This window comes from Planomicrobium sp. YIM 101495 (assembly GCF_009707665.1).
Lineage (GTDB): Bacteria > Bacillota > Bacilli > Bacillales_A > Planococcaceae > Planococcus.
The window spans coordinates 1118297-1134692 of the sequence record NZ_WLZW01000001.1 but is presented as its reverse complement, the minus strand read 5'-3'; the positions used below and the strand labels follow the sequence as shown (position 1 = coordinate 1134692).

General features: G+C 46.9%; 11 protein-coding genes. 6 read left to right on the top strand and 5 right to left on the bottom strand.

Going from position 1 to position 16396, the window contains the following annotated elements; genetic code table 11:
• Positions 1-787: 787 nt before the first annotated feature.
• Together GIW82_RS05685 and GIW82_RS05680 are read right to left on the bottom strand one after the other, a co-directional pair.
• Positions 788-3946, bottom strand: a complete 3159-nt coding sequence (locus GIW82_RS05685) for an efflux RND transporter permease subunit (protein WP_370456016.1) — start codon at positions 3944-3946, stop codon at positions 788-790.
• Positions 3947-3949: 3 nt separating this feature from the next.
• The gene (locus tag GIW82_RS05680) at positions 3950-4777 is read right to left on the bottom strand and encodes a TetR/AcrR family transcriptional regulator (protein ID WP_195913951.1); all 828 of its coding nucleotides are present in this window, start codon (positions 4775-4777) and stop codon (positions 3950-3952) included.
• Positions 4778-5049: 272 nt separating this feature from the next.
• Between GIW82_RS05680 and GIW82_RS05675 the strand changes: the two genes are divergently transcribed.
• Together GIW82_RS05675 and GIW82_RS05670 are read left to right on the top strand one after the other, a co-directional pair.
• A complete protein-coding gene (locus GIW82_RS05675; protein WP_230309170.1) occupies positions 5050-5622 on the top strand; it encodes a sigma-70 family RNA polymerase sigma factor in 573 nt (190 codons plus the stop codon).
• Between the two features lie 51 nt (positions 5623-5673).
• On the top strand, positions 5674-6930 hold the full coding sequence (locus GIW82_RS05670; RefSeq protein WP_154749617.1) for an ATP-binding protein: 1257 nt from the start codon (positions 5674-5676) through the stop codon (positions 6928-6930).
• Positions 6931-7016: 86 nt separating this feature from the next.
• Here the strand turns inward: GIW82_RS05670 and uvsE are convergent, their stop codons facing one another.
• Together uvsE and GIW82_RS05660 are read right to left on the bottom strand one after the other, a co-directional pair.
• The gene (gene uvsE / locus GIW82_RS05665; protein WP_154748900.1) at positions 7017-7883 is read right to left on the bottom strand and encodes a UV DNA damage repair endonuclease UvsE; all 867 of its coding nucleotides are present in this window, start codon (positions 7881-7883) and stop codon (positions 7017-7019) included.
• 83 nt (positions 7884-7966) lie between these two features.
• Positions 7967-8731, bottom strand: a complete 765-nt coding sequence (locus tag GIW82_RS05660) for an NRDE family protein (RefSeq protein ID WP_154748899.1) — start codon at positions 8729-8731, stop codon at positions 7967-7969.
• Positions 8732-8916: 185 nt separating this feature from the next.
• On the opposite strand from GIW82_RS05660, the gene GIW82_RS05655 reads away from it, so the two are divergent.
• A complete protein-coding gene (locus tag GIW82_RS05655) occupies positions 8917-10908 on the top strand; it encodes a putative bifunctional diguanylate cyclase/phosphodiesterase (RefSeq protein ID WP_195913950.1) in 1992 nt (663 codons plus the stop codon).
• Between the two features lie 49 nt (positions 10909-10957).
• Here the strand turns inward: GIW82_RS05655 and GIW82_RS05650 are convergent, their stop codons facing one another.
• The gene (locus GIW82_RS05650) at positions 10958-11884 is read right to left on the bottom strand and encodes an LCP family glycopolymer transferase (protein ID WP_230309169.1); all 927 of its coding nucleotides are present in this window, start codon (positions 11882-11884) and stop codon (positions 10958-10960) included.
• 459 nt (positions 11885-12343) lie between these two features.
• On the opposite strand from GIW82_RS05650, the gene GIW82_RS05645 reads away from it, so the two are divergent.
• From GIW82_RS05645 to GIW82_RS05635, 3 genes are all read left to right on the top strand, one after another.
• Positions 12344-14827, top strand: a complete 2484-nt coding sequence (locus GIW82_RS05645) for a 7TM-DISM domain-containing protein (protein WP_195913949.1) — start codon at positions 12344-12346, stop codon at positions 14825-14827.
• An 18-nt stretch (positions 14828-14845) separates the two neighbouring features.
• Positions 14846-15541, top strand: coding sequence for a response regulator transcription factor (locus GIW82_RS05640; RefSeq protein ID WP_154748896.1), 696 nt, complete (start codon positions 14846-14848; stop codon positions 15539-15541).
• Positions 15542-15624: 83 nt separating this feature from the next.
• Entirely contained in the window at positions 15625-16326 is a 702-nt protein-coding gene (locus GIW82_RS05635) for a hypothetical protein (RefSeq protein WP_154748895.1), read from the top strand.
• The last annotated feature ends 70 nt before the right edge of the window (positions 16327-16396 follow it).

Genomic DNA, 16396 nt, shown 5'->3' with positions numbered 1-16396 from the left:
TGATTCGGACAGGGCTCCCAGAAGAAGCCGAGCTGGGGAACGCTCGTCTTCCTCCTCCGCCCAGTCCAAACCATCCCTTCCGCTTTGGGTGTGGGTGAAGTAGGGATGAGTTCCAACTTTCATTTCTTTCTACTGTTGGTGTTGAGTTAAATGTTCGGGCGGCTGACTGCGTGGGCCGCTGTGGTTTTAATTTAGTGAGAGAAAGAGAAAGATCGGGTGCCGCGTGGGAGTCCGCTTCGTCGCTTCGGACAGGGCTCCCGGAAGAATCCAAGCTGAAGGGCGCTTGTCTTCTTCCTCCGCCCAGTCCAAACCACCTCCTTCGCTGTGGGTGTGGGAGAAGTAGGGGCGAGATGCAATTTTCAATTCTTTCTACTGTTAGTGTTGAGTTAAATGTATGGGCGACTGACTGCGTAGGCCGCCTTTTTCTTATTTTTAGGATTTGAAGAAAATGCGAGTCGCGACTAAATCCAGAATTCGCATTAAAAATGAAATCCCCAACTACCACCCAACACCTTCTAATAGAATGTGAAGATGGCTACTATGCTTGATTATCCAAATCACCAGCATTCTACATCACTCCTTTTATCGAACGAGCTGAGCCGGAATGGAAGAGTGAGCGTGCTGGAGGGTTAAAGCGATACCGAGGAGGCTCGGTACCGCGCCTCTAGCTCGCGATCTCTGGAATGCAGGTCAGCCGGACTCCAATTTTCGCCATCCCTTCGAGAAACAAAATCCAAAAGAAAAAGCCGCCCAACAAGTCAAGGTAGACTTGTTGGGCGGCTTGATTTTATTTCAATTCTTTTTTGCGGAACTTCGCAGTGACTTCATAGACAATCGGCACAATCAGCAACGTCAACAACGTTGAGCTGATGAGACCGCCGATAACTGTGATGCCGAGGCCTTTCGAGATAAGACCGCCGCCACCTTCTGCTCCGATCGCAAGCGGGATCAATGCCCCGATTGTTGCAAGAGCCGTCATCAAGATCGGGCGTAGACGTGTACCGCCAGCTTCAATCAAAGCAGCGCGCGTCGTCATGCCTTCTTTTTCCTTGTGGATGACGCGGTCGATCAGTACGATGGCGTTCGTGACTACGATACCGATCAGCATCAATACTCCGATCAATGCGTTGACACTCAATGATTCACCTGTGATCCATAGTGCGACCAGTACCCCGATGACCGTGAACGGTAAGGAGAACAGGATCGAGAATGGAGCAAGTGCTCCGCCGAATGTAACCACTAGGACAAAGTAGACAATCGCAATCGCTGCGAGCATCGCAAGTCCGAGTTGAGTGAAGGACTCGTTGATCTGTTCAGTGATTCCGCCATAATCGACAGTGACACCGCTAGGGAGATCGAGTTCTTGGATTTCTTTGTCGATTTCGCTTGTGACAGTCGTCGGGTCGTTGCCAAGAATTTCAGCAGATAGGGAAGTGTAGATCTTGCCGTCACGACGTGTAATCGTGTCTGGCGATTTCCCCTCTTCGATGTCGACGACGTCACCGATGGAAACAGTTGTACCAAGAGCCGTCGGAATTTGGACATCCGTTACTTCGTCGATGCTGGCATATTCCGCTTCTTCGACTTCAATGTAAACATCCAAGTCTTTGTTATCGTTGCGGACCGTCGTCAAGACAGGCGCTTCACTTTGACTGCTGAGGGCCATGCCGATCTGGGCAGGCGTTAGTCCGTTTTGGCTAAGTGCTTCTTGATTTGCAACCAACGTGTATTGATCGTAGGCTTCGTTCAAACCGGATTCGATGTTTTCAAGTTCTTCGTGCTGTTCAAGTACCGGCTGGATCTGGTCGATTGCTGTTTGCAGATCTTCAAGGTTGTTGCCGTATACGAAGAGCTCCATGTTGTTGCCGCCCATCGAAGTGAAATCGAGTGACCCCCACTCGCCAGCTTCGGCTGAAGCGTTCAATTCTTCAATCAGGCGCTTGCTTTCGCCATCGAAGTTTTCGTATTCACTATCATATTCAATGAAGAACAATGCAGAATTGTCTCCGCCGCCGCCCATTGCACTCATCGGATTGTCGCCGCCGAGTGAGTATTGATAGCTTGTGACGCCTTCGCGTTCACTAATCATCGTTTCTGCATCAAGAGCAGTTTGTTCTACATCTTCAAGCAATTGACCCGGATCCGGGCTGTACGTCGCAATGACGACTTTTTGCTCTTCTTCAGGCAGGAAGGAAACGCCGATCACCGGAAGAAGGAAGAAGCTGGCTGCGAGAAGAACTGTTGCGCTACCGAATGTAATGACCTTATGGTTCAACGCCCATTCAAGAATACGTTCGTATGAAGCAGCCAGTTTGCCAGGTTTGTGTTCAGCATTCTTCTGTGTTTTTTCATCAAGTGCCTGCAATTTCTTGCCGAACATCGTATGCGCTAGAAGCGGTACGATCGTGATCGCGACAAGAAGGGAAGCGGACAATGCAAAGACAACAGCAAGTGCGAATGGCAGGAACAATTCGCCGATCTGTCCGCTGACAAGTGCTAGCGGTAGGAATACTGCGATCGTGACAATCGTAGATGAGAAGATCGGGATGAACATTTGGCGTGTTGATTCGCGAACCAATTCTTTGCCGCGCAGTTTTTCGCCAGGCAATGACATTCGGCGATAAATGTTTTCAATGACGACGATCGAGTCATCGATGACCCGGCCGATCGCGACCGTCAACGCGCCGAGCGTCATGATGTTGAGTGTGATATCAAGCTGATCCAACAGGAAAATCGCCATGAGAAGCGACAACGGGATCGAGATCGCTGCGATGAATGTCGTTTTAAAGCTTCTCAAGAACAAGAGAATGATGACGATCGCAAACAAAATACCGAACAATGCTTTTGACAGCATCGTCTCAACCGATTGTTCGATTGGTTCAGCCTGGTCGAATGTTGATGTGAGCGTGATGCCGAAGTCTTCTTCAAGCTGTGTTGCTGCATCTTTCACTTTGTTGACGACTTCAACCGTGTTGGCATCGGGAGCTTTGATGATCTGGATCCCGATCGATTGTTCGCCGTCTGTTCGTGAAATGGACTCTGCTTCACTGACCACTTCGATTTCTGCCAAGTCGCTCAGTGGAACGGTCGGCAGTGCCGGAGCAGCGAGTTCTCCGCCAGGCGGAGTTCCTTCAGGTGCTTCCATGCCAGCGCCAGGTGATTGTCCCCCCGGTGCGCCAGCGTCAGCTCCAGGTGCTCCAGCAGGTACAGCTGGGATCTGCAGGTTGCGCAGGTCATCGATTGTTGCGAAGTTCCCGTCGATGACGAGGTTCTTCAGTTCTCCGTCGAAATTCGTCAAGCCAAGAGGGAACGTGATATTGGAAGCTTGGATCAATTGAGTGATCGTTTCTTCCGTTAGGCCGTATTGGGCCATTTGCTCTTCGTTCAACTGCATGGACACGCTTTGGACTTGTTGCCCAGTGATCTGGACGTCCTGCATGCCATCGATGCTTTGGAATTCAGGCAATACTTCAGTTTCGACGATTTCCGTCAATTCTTCGATCGAGTTGCCCGCGCTGCTGGCGCTCAATGTCAAGACGGGAAGTGCGTCAAGGCTGATACGCATGACGCTCGGCTCTTGTGCGCTATCAGGCAAGCCGACTTCACCGAGTGCGTCTTCCACTTCACTTGCTGCTTCATCCATATCCGTTTCAAATGAGAATTGGAGCTGCAATGAGGAGGCATTCGCCATGGAAGAAGAGGTGATCGTCTCCAGTCCGGCAAGGTTCTGTAATCTTGCTTCTTGTGGAATCGTCACTTCATCCGCGACTTCTTCAGGCGCGGCTCCTGGATAAACGGTGATGACTGTCAATGCAGGTAATGTGATGTTCGGGATCGACTCTTGCTTCATCGTCAAACCTGAGAATAATCCTGCTACGACAACCATGAACGTCAATATCCAAACTGCGAATTTATTGTTCAAGGAAAAGTTGATGATTTGTTTCACTGGTTACACTCCTTTTAAAATGATGTTCTTTAGCTGTCCGAGTTCTGGTTGGAGGCGGTCCTCCTGGTGCAAATAAGTAAATAATGCTTCCAATAAAAAGATGCGCGGCTGTGATTGCTCCGCTTCCTCTTTTAATAGGCTGATGGATTGCTTCGTGTTCTCTGAAAAACCGGCGTGGCTCAATCTCATTTCGAGTAAATCGAACAACTGCGTGGATTTTGAGACTTCACTAGTAATCGGCTGCAATAACGGCTCCAATGAATCGAGCCTTGCGACGACCGCTTCGATATATTCAACGAGCGATGTTGCCAGGCGTTTCGGCTCCAGGTTGTAGTCCTCTAAGATAAGATGTCCAATGTATCCGTTCAGCATGCCTTCGAACAAGACGACTAAATCTGCCAAAAACGGCTGGATACGCGGGCCGTAGATCGCTTCTAAATTTTCCCTGTAAAAGATCTTTTGCATCTCTCGCATGTCGTGCATCAATTCTTCGGTTTCTTTCAACAGCTCTTTCGGATGATCCATGAAAGCCATGATGAAAAATTCTTTATTTGCTAACGTTTTGCGGATTTGAATTTCCAGCACGTGCACGAAGTTCTCTTTTTTCGAGAAACCTTCGATGAATTCCGGATGAAGGAGAATATGGGAAATCTCCGATTGGCAAAATTTCAGGATTTCGATGAATAGCTGTTCTTTCGATTGGAAATGCTTATAGAAAGCACCTTTCGAAATGCCGGCACTTGCAGCGATTTCCTGAACCGATGTTTGGTGAAAGCCTTTGGAAGAGAACAGTTGCATCGCTTCATACAGTAATTGTTGCTTTTTGTCCATTCTTCCTCCTCCTGCGAACTGGTCGGTCATTAATAGTGGACACTTGGTCACGAGCTTACTTTACGTCTTTCGCCCCGACGTTGTCAATTTGTTGGTGCTCACATTTTGTGTCAGTTTCGTGGCGATGGAATCAGCGAGAAAAAGGTGGAAAGATTACATCCTGAAGACAGGTGGGACGGTACTTGGAATTATGGCCGAAACTTTGCTGCATATGGGTTTGCTGATGAAATGGGAGGTCTGAACTTACAGCATTTGTATGGGAAGTCCTTCAAATGGATTCTGAGAAATTTTTTCTGGCTCGCTATGATGGCTGTACCCGGGAATACAACGAACGTTCAGAAGGACTAACGATGGATCAGTTTGAACAAGTTTGGAAGCAATATGAACCGATGGCGTCAGCGATCATCCGGAAGCTCCATATTTACCGTGACTTTGCATGCTTCCGGCAGACAGCGGCGATTGCTCTTTGGCAGGCATGGCTCCGTTATGAGGAAGAGCGAGGGTCATTCGCGCCATTCGCTTATCGAAGCATGTATGGCGCAATGCTCGACGATTTGAAAAAAGAGGCGAAGGTCAGTGAAAAGATGGTAGGTGTTGGGGATGATGTGTTGGAAGCGTTCGCTGCGAAAGAACCTGTAGAGGATCATCTGCCGGATTGGCTCGACGAGTGTCAGTTGAGTCAGCATGAACAAAGTTTGCTCGAGTCGCTTTTTATCGATGGTGTGTCGGTCGCAGAATTGGCACAGGAAAGTTCTTTGACATTGGCTGGAATGAAAAAGCGGCGAGAAAGACTTTTGAACAAAATTAGAAAGGAATTGGAAAATAACTCTAGTTGTTCAAGATGATTTCTGTATAATGGAAATGAATGGATAGAAGGAGTGAGCTGGGTGCAAGTGATGGTTACTGGAATGATCAATAATATCTTCTTCATTATATTTCCGATCATTATCTATCAAGTGTTCTCGACAGCAGGAACCCGAAATTATTTCGTCAGTCACCGCATCAAGCTGACGATCATGTTTTCGATCTCCATCGTTCTGTGCCTATTGTTTCCATATCAAATCCTTGCAGAGGAATATATATTCGACTTGCGCCAAGTGCCGATGATCGTCGGTGCACTATACGGCGGCTTTGCGGTCAGCGCCACTTTGTTCATTGTTTCAGCAATGGTCCGAATCCTCATTGGCGGGGATGGAATGTATATCGCGATCGCCAATCTATTCCTGATTGCATTGATCGTACCATTTCTTCGCCCGCTATACATGCGGATTAACCGCTTAAATAAGGCGGTTCTAGTATTTGTCATTTCCATTTTTTCCTTACTGTTCAATATGTTGAGCGGATATATTTTCTTTGGTCATGAGCTTCATGAAATGATGGGGATCTGGACGATGATCATCTTGAATCAAGGGGTGCTGATCATTGTGACGGCCCTTTTGATCGAGCATTTCGGCAGGCAGGAAATGTTGTTGAACACTGTCATGAAACACGAGAAGCTCGAGACCGTTAGCCACTTTGCGGCATCTGTGTCACACGAATTGCGTAATCCGCTGCAAAGTATCAAAGGATTCGTCCAGTTGCTGGAGACGAAAGATTATCCACGTGAGAAGCAACTGGAATTCTATGAGACTATCTTGGAGGAAGTCGAGGCAGCAGAGCGGCTCATCGATGATTATCTCTTATTCGCAAAACCGACGTACGGCGAAGTGGAGAAAATCGATGTCGATTCCGAAATCGACCAAGTATTGAAAGTCATGAATCCATTTGCAAGTTGGCAAAATGTCGATTTCCATGTGGATAAATCGCATACGGAATTGATCATCAAAGGCGATCCGAGAAAGTTTCACCAGGCGATCATCAATATTTTACGCAACGGAATTGAGGCGATGCCTTCAGGTGGTGTGTTCCGGATTACCACGGCGCTCGTTTTAGGAAATATCAGGATCGAGCTGAAGGATGAAGGCGTAGGCATGACGAAAGAACAAGTGAAGCGGATAGGGGAACCGTATTTCTCCAACAAAATCAAGGGGACCGGTCTTGGCATGATGGTCACTTATAGCATCATCCGCCAAATGGACGGAGAGATCGAAATTGAGTCCGAGTTGAATAAAGGAACGTGTTTCCGGCTCATCTTCCCGGCTTTTTATGATTAACTGGATAAAGTGAAAACAGGCGGTCCGGCAAGAGCTATTGAATAGCACTTGCCGGACCGTCTGTTTAAATGGAATGGGATGTTATTTTATTTTATCCTGTTGAGGAACGGGAGTACAGACTGCTCCTTTAATTTTGCTTCGAACATAATATCCGCATCTTCACCAGCCAACAATTGGATCAATTCGTCGAAATCCTCTTCTGTGATCAGCGAATGGTGACGCAAATCGGTCGAAAATTCCTTGCCAGAAGAGATGTGTATTTTAGGGATTCCGAAGCCGTCCCAAGTCGCTAGTACTTCTGAAATATCAACTGCATCGCCACCGGAGTTACAGCGGTGGTGGTGAATGTCGAAACAGATCGGGACACCGCAAAGTGCATGTATATCAAGTACATCCCGAACGGTAAAGGTTTTATCATCGTTTTCAAGGCGGAGCCCTTCCCGGATGCTTTCTGGCAGCGTCAAATAAGTTGCAGCAAACCGCTTCTTCGCTTCTTCCTTATCTCCGTAAGCCCCTCCGGTATGAACGATGATATCCCTTCCACCAAGCAAGCGGATGAGACGGTCATGGTACGTTAAGTCCAAAATGGATTTACGGACGACTTCGGCTTTCGGTGAGTTCAATACCGTGTATTGTCCAGGATGAACCGATATGCGCATCCGATGTTTTTCGACAAAAGCACGGATTGTTGAAGCGATTGCCAAAAAGTCCGGGTCTTCCCAGTAAATCCAGTCATTTATCGGATGTGTAGCGAGTGGAATGATTGAACTGGAAGCTCTGTAGAAATAAATGTCGTGTTGCAGATTCCACTTAAGGATCTCGTATGTCGTCCTCATGTTTTGAAGGGTCAATTCTTTGATTTTCTGATTGCCTTCGTTTTCGATCTTCGCAAGCCGGGCTGTGCGAAAGACGGTTTTTAATTCAGTGTTCATACATGCATAGCCGAGTCTCATAAAATACGCTCCTTTACAATGAATGTTTTTCCTTCAAAAGGGAATAGAGAAGGGACAAGATCACTCGGAATAAGCAGGTTCGCTTAAATGGATGGTGTTTGGAGCATATAGTGATTCTCTCCGACCTTCTCGCCTTCCTCATATCGCCGTTCCGCGAAATGAAGCGTGCCATCGTTTTCGACGAGAAGAACAGTGCTGCAACGCGTGCCGTAATCAGGCAAGCGTATGAATAAGGAAGAGAGTGAACGTTCAAGCTCCAGTCCGACACCGGTATCAGGTAATGTGGTTTCGTGTGCTTGGTCTGCGTCAGCCATGATGCCGAACAGTTCATCCGGATTAATCTGACCGTTCTGTTCCGTGATTGTCTTCATTGAGACTTTCGCCTTTTCGACTTTCGGCCACGGTGTATTCAGGAAGGCGTTGCTGAGGGCGTGGACTCCTGGGCTGACCGTTTCGGAATGCCCATCCACGTTGTTGAAATAGAATAGCTCGTCGGCACTGCCGCAGAGGAAATTGAAGCCTGCATAATCTTCTGGCACAAGTTTGGCCATATATTCAGCGGGTGAATCCGAGCTCATGAGGAAATCGCGCACAATGGCGCCACGCGTCTTTTTCCCGGCGGCCATATGGGCGGGCGCCCGGTAGTTGGTCAATGCAGCGATCCGTCCTTCCTTCGAGACGCCGAGCCATGTTCCGTGGCCCTGTAAATCACGTCCTGCCAAGATTGTAGGTTCGTCTGTCCAGAAATCGGCAGGCGCGGTCGGACGTGCGTAAAACTCATCCCGGTTGGCTGCTAGAATCAATTTATATTTCGGGTGATCCTGAAATCGAAAAGCGATCAAACACATCGTAATGCCCCCTTTGTTTTCCATTATAGCGAATGCGTGCTGTGAGGGAAGGAAAGTCACTTGATTGGATAAGCGTGGTGCAAGGAGAATGGAAAATGGGGAGGAAAATCAAAAGCCGATCAGTTATGATAAACTAAAGACCAGGAGATTCGAAAGGGGAGATGGGGATGCGGAGTTGGATAAATATGATCGAAGAAAATGCGATTGTCGTGGATAGTTCCGGCCGTATCCTTCAAGTGAATAAGAGGTGGGAAATCTTTTGCAGAGAGCACAAAATCGATCCTGATTTATACGTAGTCGGTGGAAACTTCTTCAATCAATTCAGAGACAGAGGCCGGATACGGGAAATGGAAACGATTCGTCAAGTTGCGCTCAGACAAATGCATGAATATTCACAAGTGTATCCGTTCACACTGCCTGACGGCGACGTTCAATGGTTTTCTGCGAAAGTGAAGAGCCTTGAGTTAGATGGAGGAGAAGGGGCGGTGGCACTTGTTTACCTTCATGCTGTGACACTCGATACGGTCGAGCAGTCCACTGCGGAAAGCGTGCTGGAGACGATGGGGGATGGCTTCTATCAATTGGACAGCCAGTTGCGCTTCGTCTATATGAATCTGAACGGTGAAAAAATATTGGAAATCAAGCGTCGGGATGTCATCGGAAGAAAAGTTACGAACGCTTTCCCAGGATTTGAAGAATCAAGGTTTTTTGCCGAATACAAAATCGCCTTAACCTCGAAAGAAGAATGTTTTTTCGAGGAATATTATGAGCCGCTCGGACGCTGGTTCCATGTGAGCGTCTATCCTATCACAGAAGGAGGACTGGCTGTTTATTTCCGGGATATTACAGCATCGATCGAGAACGAGAAGAAATTGAAGGAACTCGCCTATTACGACTCCTTGACAGGGCTGCCGAATAGGCAGAAGATGCTTGAGGTGTGTCAAGAACTCATCGCGAAGGAAAAGAAGTTCACAGTGTATTTCCTGAATCTGGACAATATGAAAACGATCAATTCCATCTATCATTACAAAATAGGCGATGAAGTACTGAAAAATATTAGCGGACAGCTTCGTCTCCTCGAAGGGGACAAAATACAGGTCGGCAGGTTGGTTGGAGATGAATTCCTGATTGTACTGCAGCCTGCACCTTCCGATAAGTTGCATCTCTTTGCCGAGAAGCTCGAGAAAATCTTTGAAGAGCAAGTGTGGATCAATGACTTCCAGTCAGTTCACATCACTGCGAGCGTCGGGATCAGTTGTTTCCCTTACGATACGACAAGTTTAGATAATTTGCTGTCGTTTGCGGAAAATGCCATGACGGAAGCGAAGAAGTTACCGGGCTTCAGCTATGCTTTCTTCCGACCTCAAATGCGTGTGTCCCAAAACCGCCATTCGATCATCGAATCGGGTTTGAGGGATTTATCGGAGGATAGTGGAATTCATTACCATCTGCAGCCGCAAATCGATGGTGCGACAAATGAAGTCAAAGGGGTAGAGATGCTGGCAAGATGGAATCATCCGGAAATCGGATTCATTTCACCGGAAGAGTTCATTGCCATCTCAGAACGTTCCGGAACCATTGCGCCGCTGACTCTTCATTTATTGGATCGGTTATTCACGCAGATCAGCGAATGGAGACGCCGCTATGCCTGGGATTTCACAGTGGCGATCAATATCTCTCCGGCGTTGCTTGAAAGTCCGGTTTTCTTCAGGAATTTCTTCGACTTGATCGATCTGCATCAAATCCCGACAAAACTGTTGGAAGTGGAAGTGACGGAGCAAGTCGAACTTGCATACTCGGAACATGTGCTGGAAAATCTGCAAGCGTGCCAAAGTAAAGGGATTTGTGTTGCAATCGACGACTTTGGAACTGGATTTTCTATGCTCTCCTATTTGACGAGCTTTCCGATTGACAAAATCAAGATCGATAAGTTCTTCCTGCGTCAAATTGGGGAGGATAAAAAAGCGGAAGCACTGCTGATTTCCATCATCAATTTGGCGAAGAGCATCGAATGTGACGTGCTTGCAGAAGGGGTGGAGCGGCAAGTGGAAGTAGACTTCCTTCTAAAGCATCAATGCTCGCTGTTCCAAGGATACTTTTATGACAAACCGATGCTGCCGAACTTGTTCGAAGAGAAATACTTGGAAGCACCGAAAAGCAGGATGTTGAATTCATGAAATTATTGTGACCCGTTAAGCTGGAAGCACCGGCTTAACGGGTTATTTTTCAAGGCGAAATTTCTAGGTGATTCTTCAGCTGTGCCGAAATCTTATCGAGTTCTTCCGGATCGACGCGGTAATACCAGACCCCACCCATTATTTCTCCATATCCGGAGTAGAATCTCAATGACTCGAGTGACTCTGCAGCGCTCCGGTAATGCCGTTGCAAGGGAAGAATGGATTCATAGTCAAGATTGGTTTTGACATTGTTGCCGAGTGATTGGAGCAAACTGGAATAGTGGGGCACAGAAGATAAATCGGAAGCCCGGGAAATCAAATTCTTGACGACCTGCTTCTGGCGTTCCTGTCTGCCAAAATCACCGTCCGGATCTTCATAGCGCATCCGGACGAATTCAAGCGCTTGGTTTCCGTTCAGCGTTTGTGGACCTTCCGGGAACTCATCGAATGCGAATGGATTATCGACTTCGACCGGACCGATCAGATCGACGACATCCTTGAACCCCTCCATGTTCACTTGGACGAAATAATCGATCGGGATATCAAGCAGCTGTTCCACTGAGCTGACAGCTGTCGTAACACCACCAAAAGCATAAGCGTGATTCAATTTATCGCTGAATCCGTAGCCGACGATTTCCGCATACGTATCCCGGGGGATGCTGAGCATTAACGCTGAATCCAGTCCGGGATTAATGGTCAGGACAATCATCGTATCGGATCTGCCACGGTCATTCTCACGCTGATCTACGCCGAGCAGAAGAAAGGAGACAGGATCCTGCTTCGCTAAATAAACCGTTTCGGAACGTTTTTGTGCCGTTTCTCTGACAAGGGGTTCATGGACTGCTTCATACGTCTGAATGGTTTTCGGGACGAGGAGAAGTGGATAAGTGAGCGCAACTGCAAAAATTATCAATACGATTTTCACCATGAGCCATTTCTTCTTCAGCAACAGAGACGGACGAGACCACCTTCGCATGAGAATCCTCCTTAAAATAGTAATTGCATTTCTATGGAGTAGGCATAAAGTTATATTGTTTATAACTCCATACTATATTATAAAAAAAGATAGGTCAATAGTTTTGGTTGAATTTTCAGAATTCAAAAGGTTTTACTTTTCTCCTTAAAATGGTATGATTAAAAATGATCCAAACGGCACGGTATAACCTAAGATTTGGAACAAATGAGCTGACATAAGCTCTATCCTATAAAGACAAGAGATTCCTCTAAATGCAAAATTCAGAATATTCGGAAGAAGGTGTCCTTTTTGGGAAGCCATATCTTGAGATATTCAGTTGGGATACTGCTTTTTCTTTGTTTAACTTGTATGCTGGTTGCCTGTTCAGTTTCCGAACAAGCTTCTGAACCAAGTAGTGGAGAACCGATTGTATTGTCGGCCCGTTCCAATCATCTGAAAATATCAGCACAATCAGAGATATTGGAAGATCAAGAAGGGAAGCTCGGAATTGAAGACGTCACATCGCCTCCATGGTCATGGGATTTTTTACCCATCGAAGTGGGTGCACCGAACATCGGATATTCGTCTTCCGTTTATTGGGTGAAGATGAATCTTCTAAATGCGGATGCAACACGCAATTGGCTGCTGGAATTGGCGGCACCGATCCTGGATGAAGTCGTCTTATACGAGCCGGTTGCAGGAGGAGGATTCAAGGAAACGAAAGTGATGCACATCCAACCGATGGAAGAGCGTCCCTACTTCCATTGGAATTATGTGCTCCCACTAGATTTGCCTGACGAAGAGGGCGCGGAAATACTTCTTCGTATTTCGACAGAAGGGCCTCTTCAGATTCCACTTCATCTGTGGGAAGAAAAAGCTTTCGAACAGAGGACGAGAGGGGTCACCGCTATTCTCGGGTTGTTGACGGGAGCGGCTTTGATTTTCGTCGGGTATTTGTTGTACCGAGGACTATATTTGAAACAACGGAAGTACCTTTATCTGGCTGGACTGAATGTTTCAATCCTCATTACATTGGCGTCTATGTCAGGACTTACATTTGCTTATGTATGGAGACCATTTCCGGTCTGGAACAATTACTCGGTCTTGTTCTTCATCGGTGTTTCAAGTTTATTGCTACTCGCCTATACGAGTCATGCGCTGAACTTCTGGAACACGATTCCATGGGTGTCGACATTGTTCCGATGGCTTGTCGCGATTCAAGTTCTATTTCTTATTTATTCGCAGATTTACTATGATGTTGCCAGGTACCTACTTCCGTGGTCTTTTCTGTCAGTTTCTTTCAGTACCCTTGCTGCGACGTTGTACAGCGCTAGGAAGACAGGGAAGCGGCTTCATTTCCATACAGCCGCTCAACTGATGTTATTCAGCGGAACTGCAGGATATGCACTGATTATATTAGGCTATTTACCTTACTTGAATATGTTGCGGTTTAGCGCCATTATTTTGGCGATAGCGGGACTCATCTTATTTATGCTGGCCCTCCAGTCTGAAGAACATATGGAGAATCAGCAAACAAGCGAGAGGATTTTAGAAGAGAAGTGGCGACAAGATAAGATGCTCGTCAGCTTAAGGGAAGCCATCAGACAAAAAGACGAATTATTGGAGTTGACATCGGGTGAAATCAGTGAACCGTTGACGCTGGCACTGGAAGATGGGGGTGTTGATGCAATGAAAGCGGATGAGCCGTTAATCCGGAATTTAAATCTGTCGATATTGCCGCAAGATTCGGTGGCTGGTCGTGGGGCGCTGAATCTATTGGTCGCGGGGGCGGAAGGACTGAACCGTCAGGCACTTATGGAACAATTAGATACGGCGCCCTATAAGGTAGGAGCGGCTTCAAACAGCTCGGAAATTTCGATTAGGCTTGCTAAGCAGCAGGTCGCTTTACTGATTATCGAATCCGGATTGTCGGACTTGGATACAGTGGAGCTTTGCAGATGGATCCGTGTGAAGTATTCGATGACGGAATTGCCGATTCTTCTCCTTTCGGCAAATGATGATTTGGAATCGAAGAAAGCCGCGTTCACCGCGGGAGCGAATGATTACCTTGTCACGCCTTGCGAGAAGGAGGAATTCCTGCTAAGGGTCTCGATTTTATCGCGCCTGAGTGGACTGACGACGGAAATCGTAAATATGAACCAGTTCCTCGAGAAGAATTTACAGGAACAAGCGGAAGCCCTTGAGATTTCAAACCATACATTGACGACACTGACGGACGAGATCAAGGAAATCGAACAAATCCGTAATGAGATGCTATCGGTCATTTCCCATGAATTGAACACACCGATTACGTTGATTCACCAATACATTCAAGCTGTTCAGGAAAATCTGATCGAAGAAAGGAATCCGCACTATTTATCGATGATCCATAATAAATTGATGCTGCTTGAAAGGCTGACTGAAGATCTTGTAGATCTTGCGAAGTACAGATCTGGTAACATTACCTTGAAGTTCGAGCAGCTGGATGCGGCGCAGTGGCTCCAATACTTGCTCGAATCGCTTCTTCAGGACGCAGAGAAAAGCGGAAGGAAGGCGGCTTTGAATACTCAAATCAATTGGGAACCACTTCAACGGTACGACTTGATAGCAGATTCGGATAGGCTGGATCAAGTTTTTTCAAATATCCTATTGAACGCCGTAAAGCATACACCAGCTGGTGATCAGGCGATTTCCCTTTCGAACTCCATGCAGGAAAGTTCTACTGAAGCCTTTCTCATCGTCCAAGTGGAAGACGCAGGCGACGGGATCGATCCGGAAGTGTTGCCGTTCATCTTCGACCGGTTCTATAAATTCGAAAAAAATACTGCAAAAAAGGGAAGTGGACTCGGACTGGCGATTGCGAAAGAAATTGTAGAAGCGCATAAGGGGCGTATTTGGGCTGAAAGTGAACCGAATAAAGGAAGCGTATTCCATGTTGCATTGCCGCTCGTCAAGAAAGTATGATCCAAGGAGGAGCTAAAGATGAAAGTTGCCAATGTCATGATCGTTGAAGATGAATCTGGAATCCGTGAGATGACGCGGTTATTTTTACAGAAAAAAGGTTATGAAGTGATGGAAGCAACGAATGGAATGGATGCACTTTCCAAATTGAACCATCATAACCCGGATCTCATTTTGCTGGATGTCGAGATGCCGGAGATGGATGGCTTCGAACTGTGCAAGCAGATTCGCCTCCATAAAAAAGTCCCGATTCTTTTTGTCAGTGGAAAGAAAGAACCGAGGTTCAAGGTTCGAGGACTTGAGGTCGGAGGAGATGATTACATTACGAAGCCGTTCGATTTCAGTGAACTGGAAGCGCGCATCCGGTCTGCACTGCGAAGAGTTGGATGGGTGAGCGGTGAAGAAAAACCGTTGGAAGTATTACGGTTCGATAACTTGACGATTCATGTCGATGCGTGTGAATTGTATGTGGGCGACAAGGAAGTGCGGCTGTTCCACAAAGAATTTCAGCTCTTATTATTGCTGGCAGAGAACCCGAACCGCGTCTGGACTTCCGAGCAATTATACGATCGCATTTGGGGGTATTACGCGGAAGGCGATATTCAGACCGTGAAAGTGCATGTCAGTAATTTAAGAAGGAAAATCGAAAAAGACCCGGCGACTCCGAAGTATATCCAGACGGTCAGGGGCTTTGGTTATAAATTCGTCAAGAGCTAATTTCTAAACCGCCAGTTGTTGTTTTCCGCTTTAGAATGGCGGGTAAAGAAAAGAAATAGGAAAAATAAGGGGAGGGCGGAACGATGAATACAAAGCTAGTTGGTGCTTGTTTCGCTTTATTCTTTTTATTGACGGGCTGTAACGATGAACCGGTAGAGCCTGAAGTGGAAGTTCCTGAGCTTGATCCGGAAGTGATGGAAGAAGAAATTGACGGAGTAGAAGAAGAGCCGGCCGAAGTGGATGAGCAAGAAGTGGAAGAGCCGCAGGAAACACCGGAAGCTGATCCGATGGCATACTTACCTGAAGACGGTGCAGTGAAGAATTTCAAAGGAGAAGGAAATGAATATGCTGAGCTGACCATCGAGGTCGAACACTTGGATGAAAAACATATTGCCATGTACGAAGACAACGGCGGAACGCGCGTGTTGCGGATTTACCGAATTTCAGAACAGCAAATTGATCTTGTTCTGGAGCAGCCGGAGTTTTATGAAATGTATGAAGACGATCCTACTGGACTGGATGTCATCGGCACTTACTTGAAGTTCCCGCTTGAAGTCGGTCAGACGAGTAGTTTAGGGGAAATCATGGAGACGGATGGCACGGTGGAAACTCCTTACCGCACATTCGAGGAAGTGGTAATCTTCGAATCTGAAGAGCAAGAAGGTTCCATCAACCGGTATTACTTCGTGGAAGGCTATGGTGAAGTGAAACGTGAATTCATCATGGATACGGAGGAAGGAGAGATGGACTTCATCGTCACATCTGCTTTGGAATCGATTGAATAACATATTGTGCCAGTCGTGAGGACGGAGGATTGTGCCGTCCTCTTTCTGATGGCTCGAAGTTGAGCAGGAA

Excerpts from the sequence above, each read along its gene's own strand:
- GIW82_RS05670 (WP_154749617.1), top strand. The coding sequence starts at position 5,674 with ATGGTTACTGGAATGATCAATAATATCTTCTTCATTATATTTCCGATC.
- GIW82_RS05640 (WP_154748896.1), top strand. The coding sequence starts at position 14,846 with ATGAAAGTTGCCAATGTCATGATCGTTGAAGATGAATCTGGAATCCGT.
- GIW82_RS05650 (WP_230309169.1), bottom strand. The coding sequence starts at position 11,884 with ATGCGAAGGTGGTCTCGTCCGTCTCTGTTGCTGAAGAAGAAATGGCTC.
- uvsE (WP_154748900.1), bottom strand. The coding sequence starts at position 7,883 with ATGAGACTCGGCTATGCATGTATGAACACTGAATTAAAAACCGTCTTT.
- GIW82_RS05680 (WP_195913951.1), bottom strand. The coding sequence starts at position 4,777 with ATGGACAAAAAGCAACAATTACTGTATGAAGCGATGCAACTGTTCTCT.
- GIW82_RS05660 (WP_154748899.1), bottom strand. The coding sequence starts at position 8,731 with ATGTGTTTGATCGCTTTTCGATTTCAGGATCACCCGAAATATAAATTG.
- GIW82_RS05675 (WP_230309170.1), top strand. The coding sequence starts at position 5,050 with ATGGATTCTGAGAAATTTTTTCTGGCTCGCTATGATGGCTGTACCCGG.
- GIW82_RS05655 (WP_195913950.1), top strand. The coding sequence starts at position 8,917 with ATGATCGAAGAAAATGCGATTGTCGTGGATAGTTCCGGCCGTATCCTT.
- GIW82_RS05635 (WP_154748895.1), top strand. The coding sequence starts at position 15,625 with ATGAATACAAAGCTAGTTGGTGCTTGTTTCGCTTTATTCTTTTTATTG.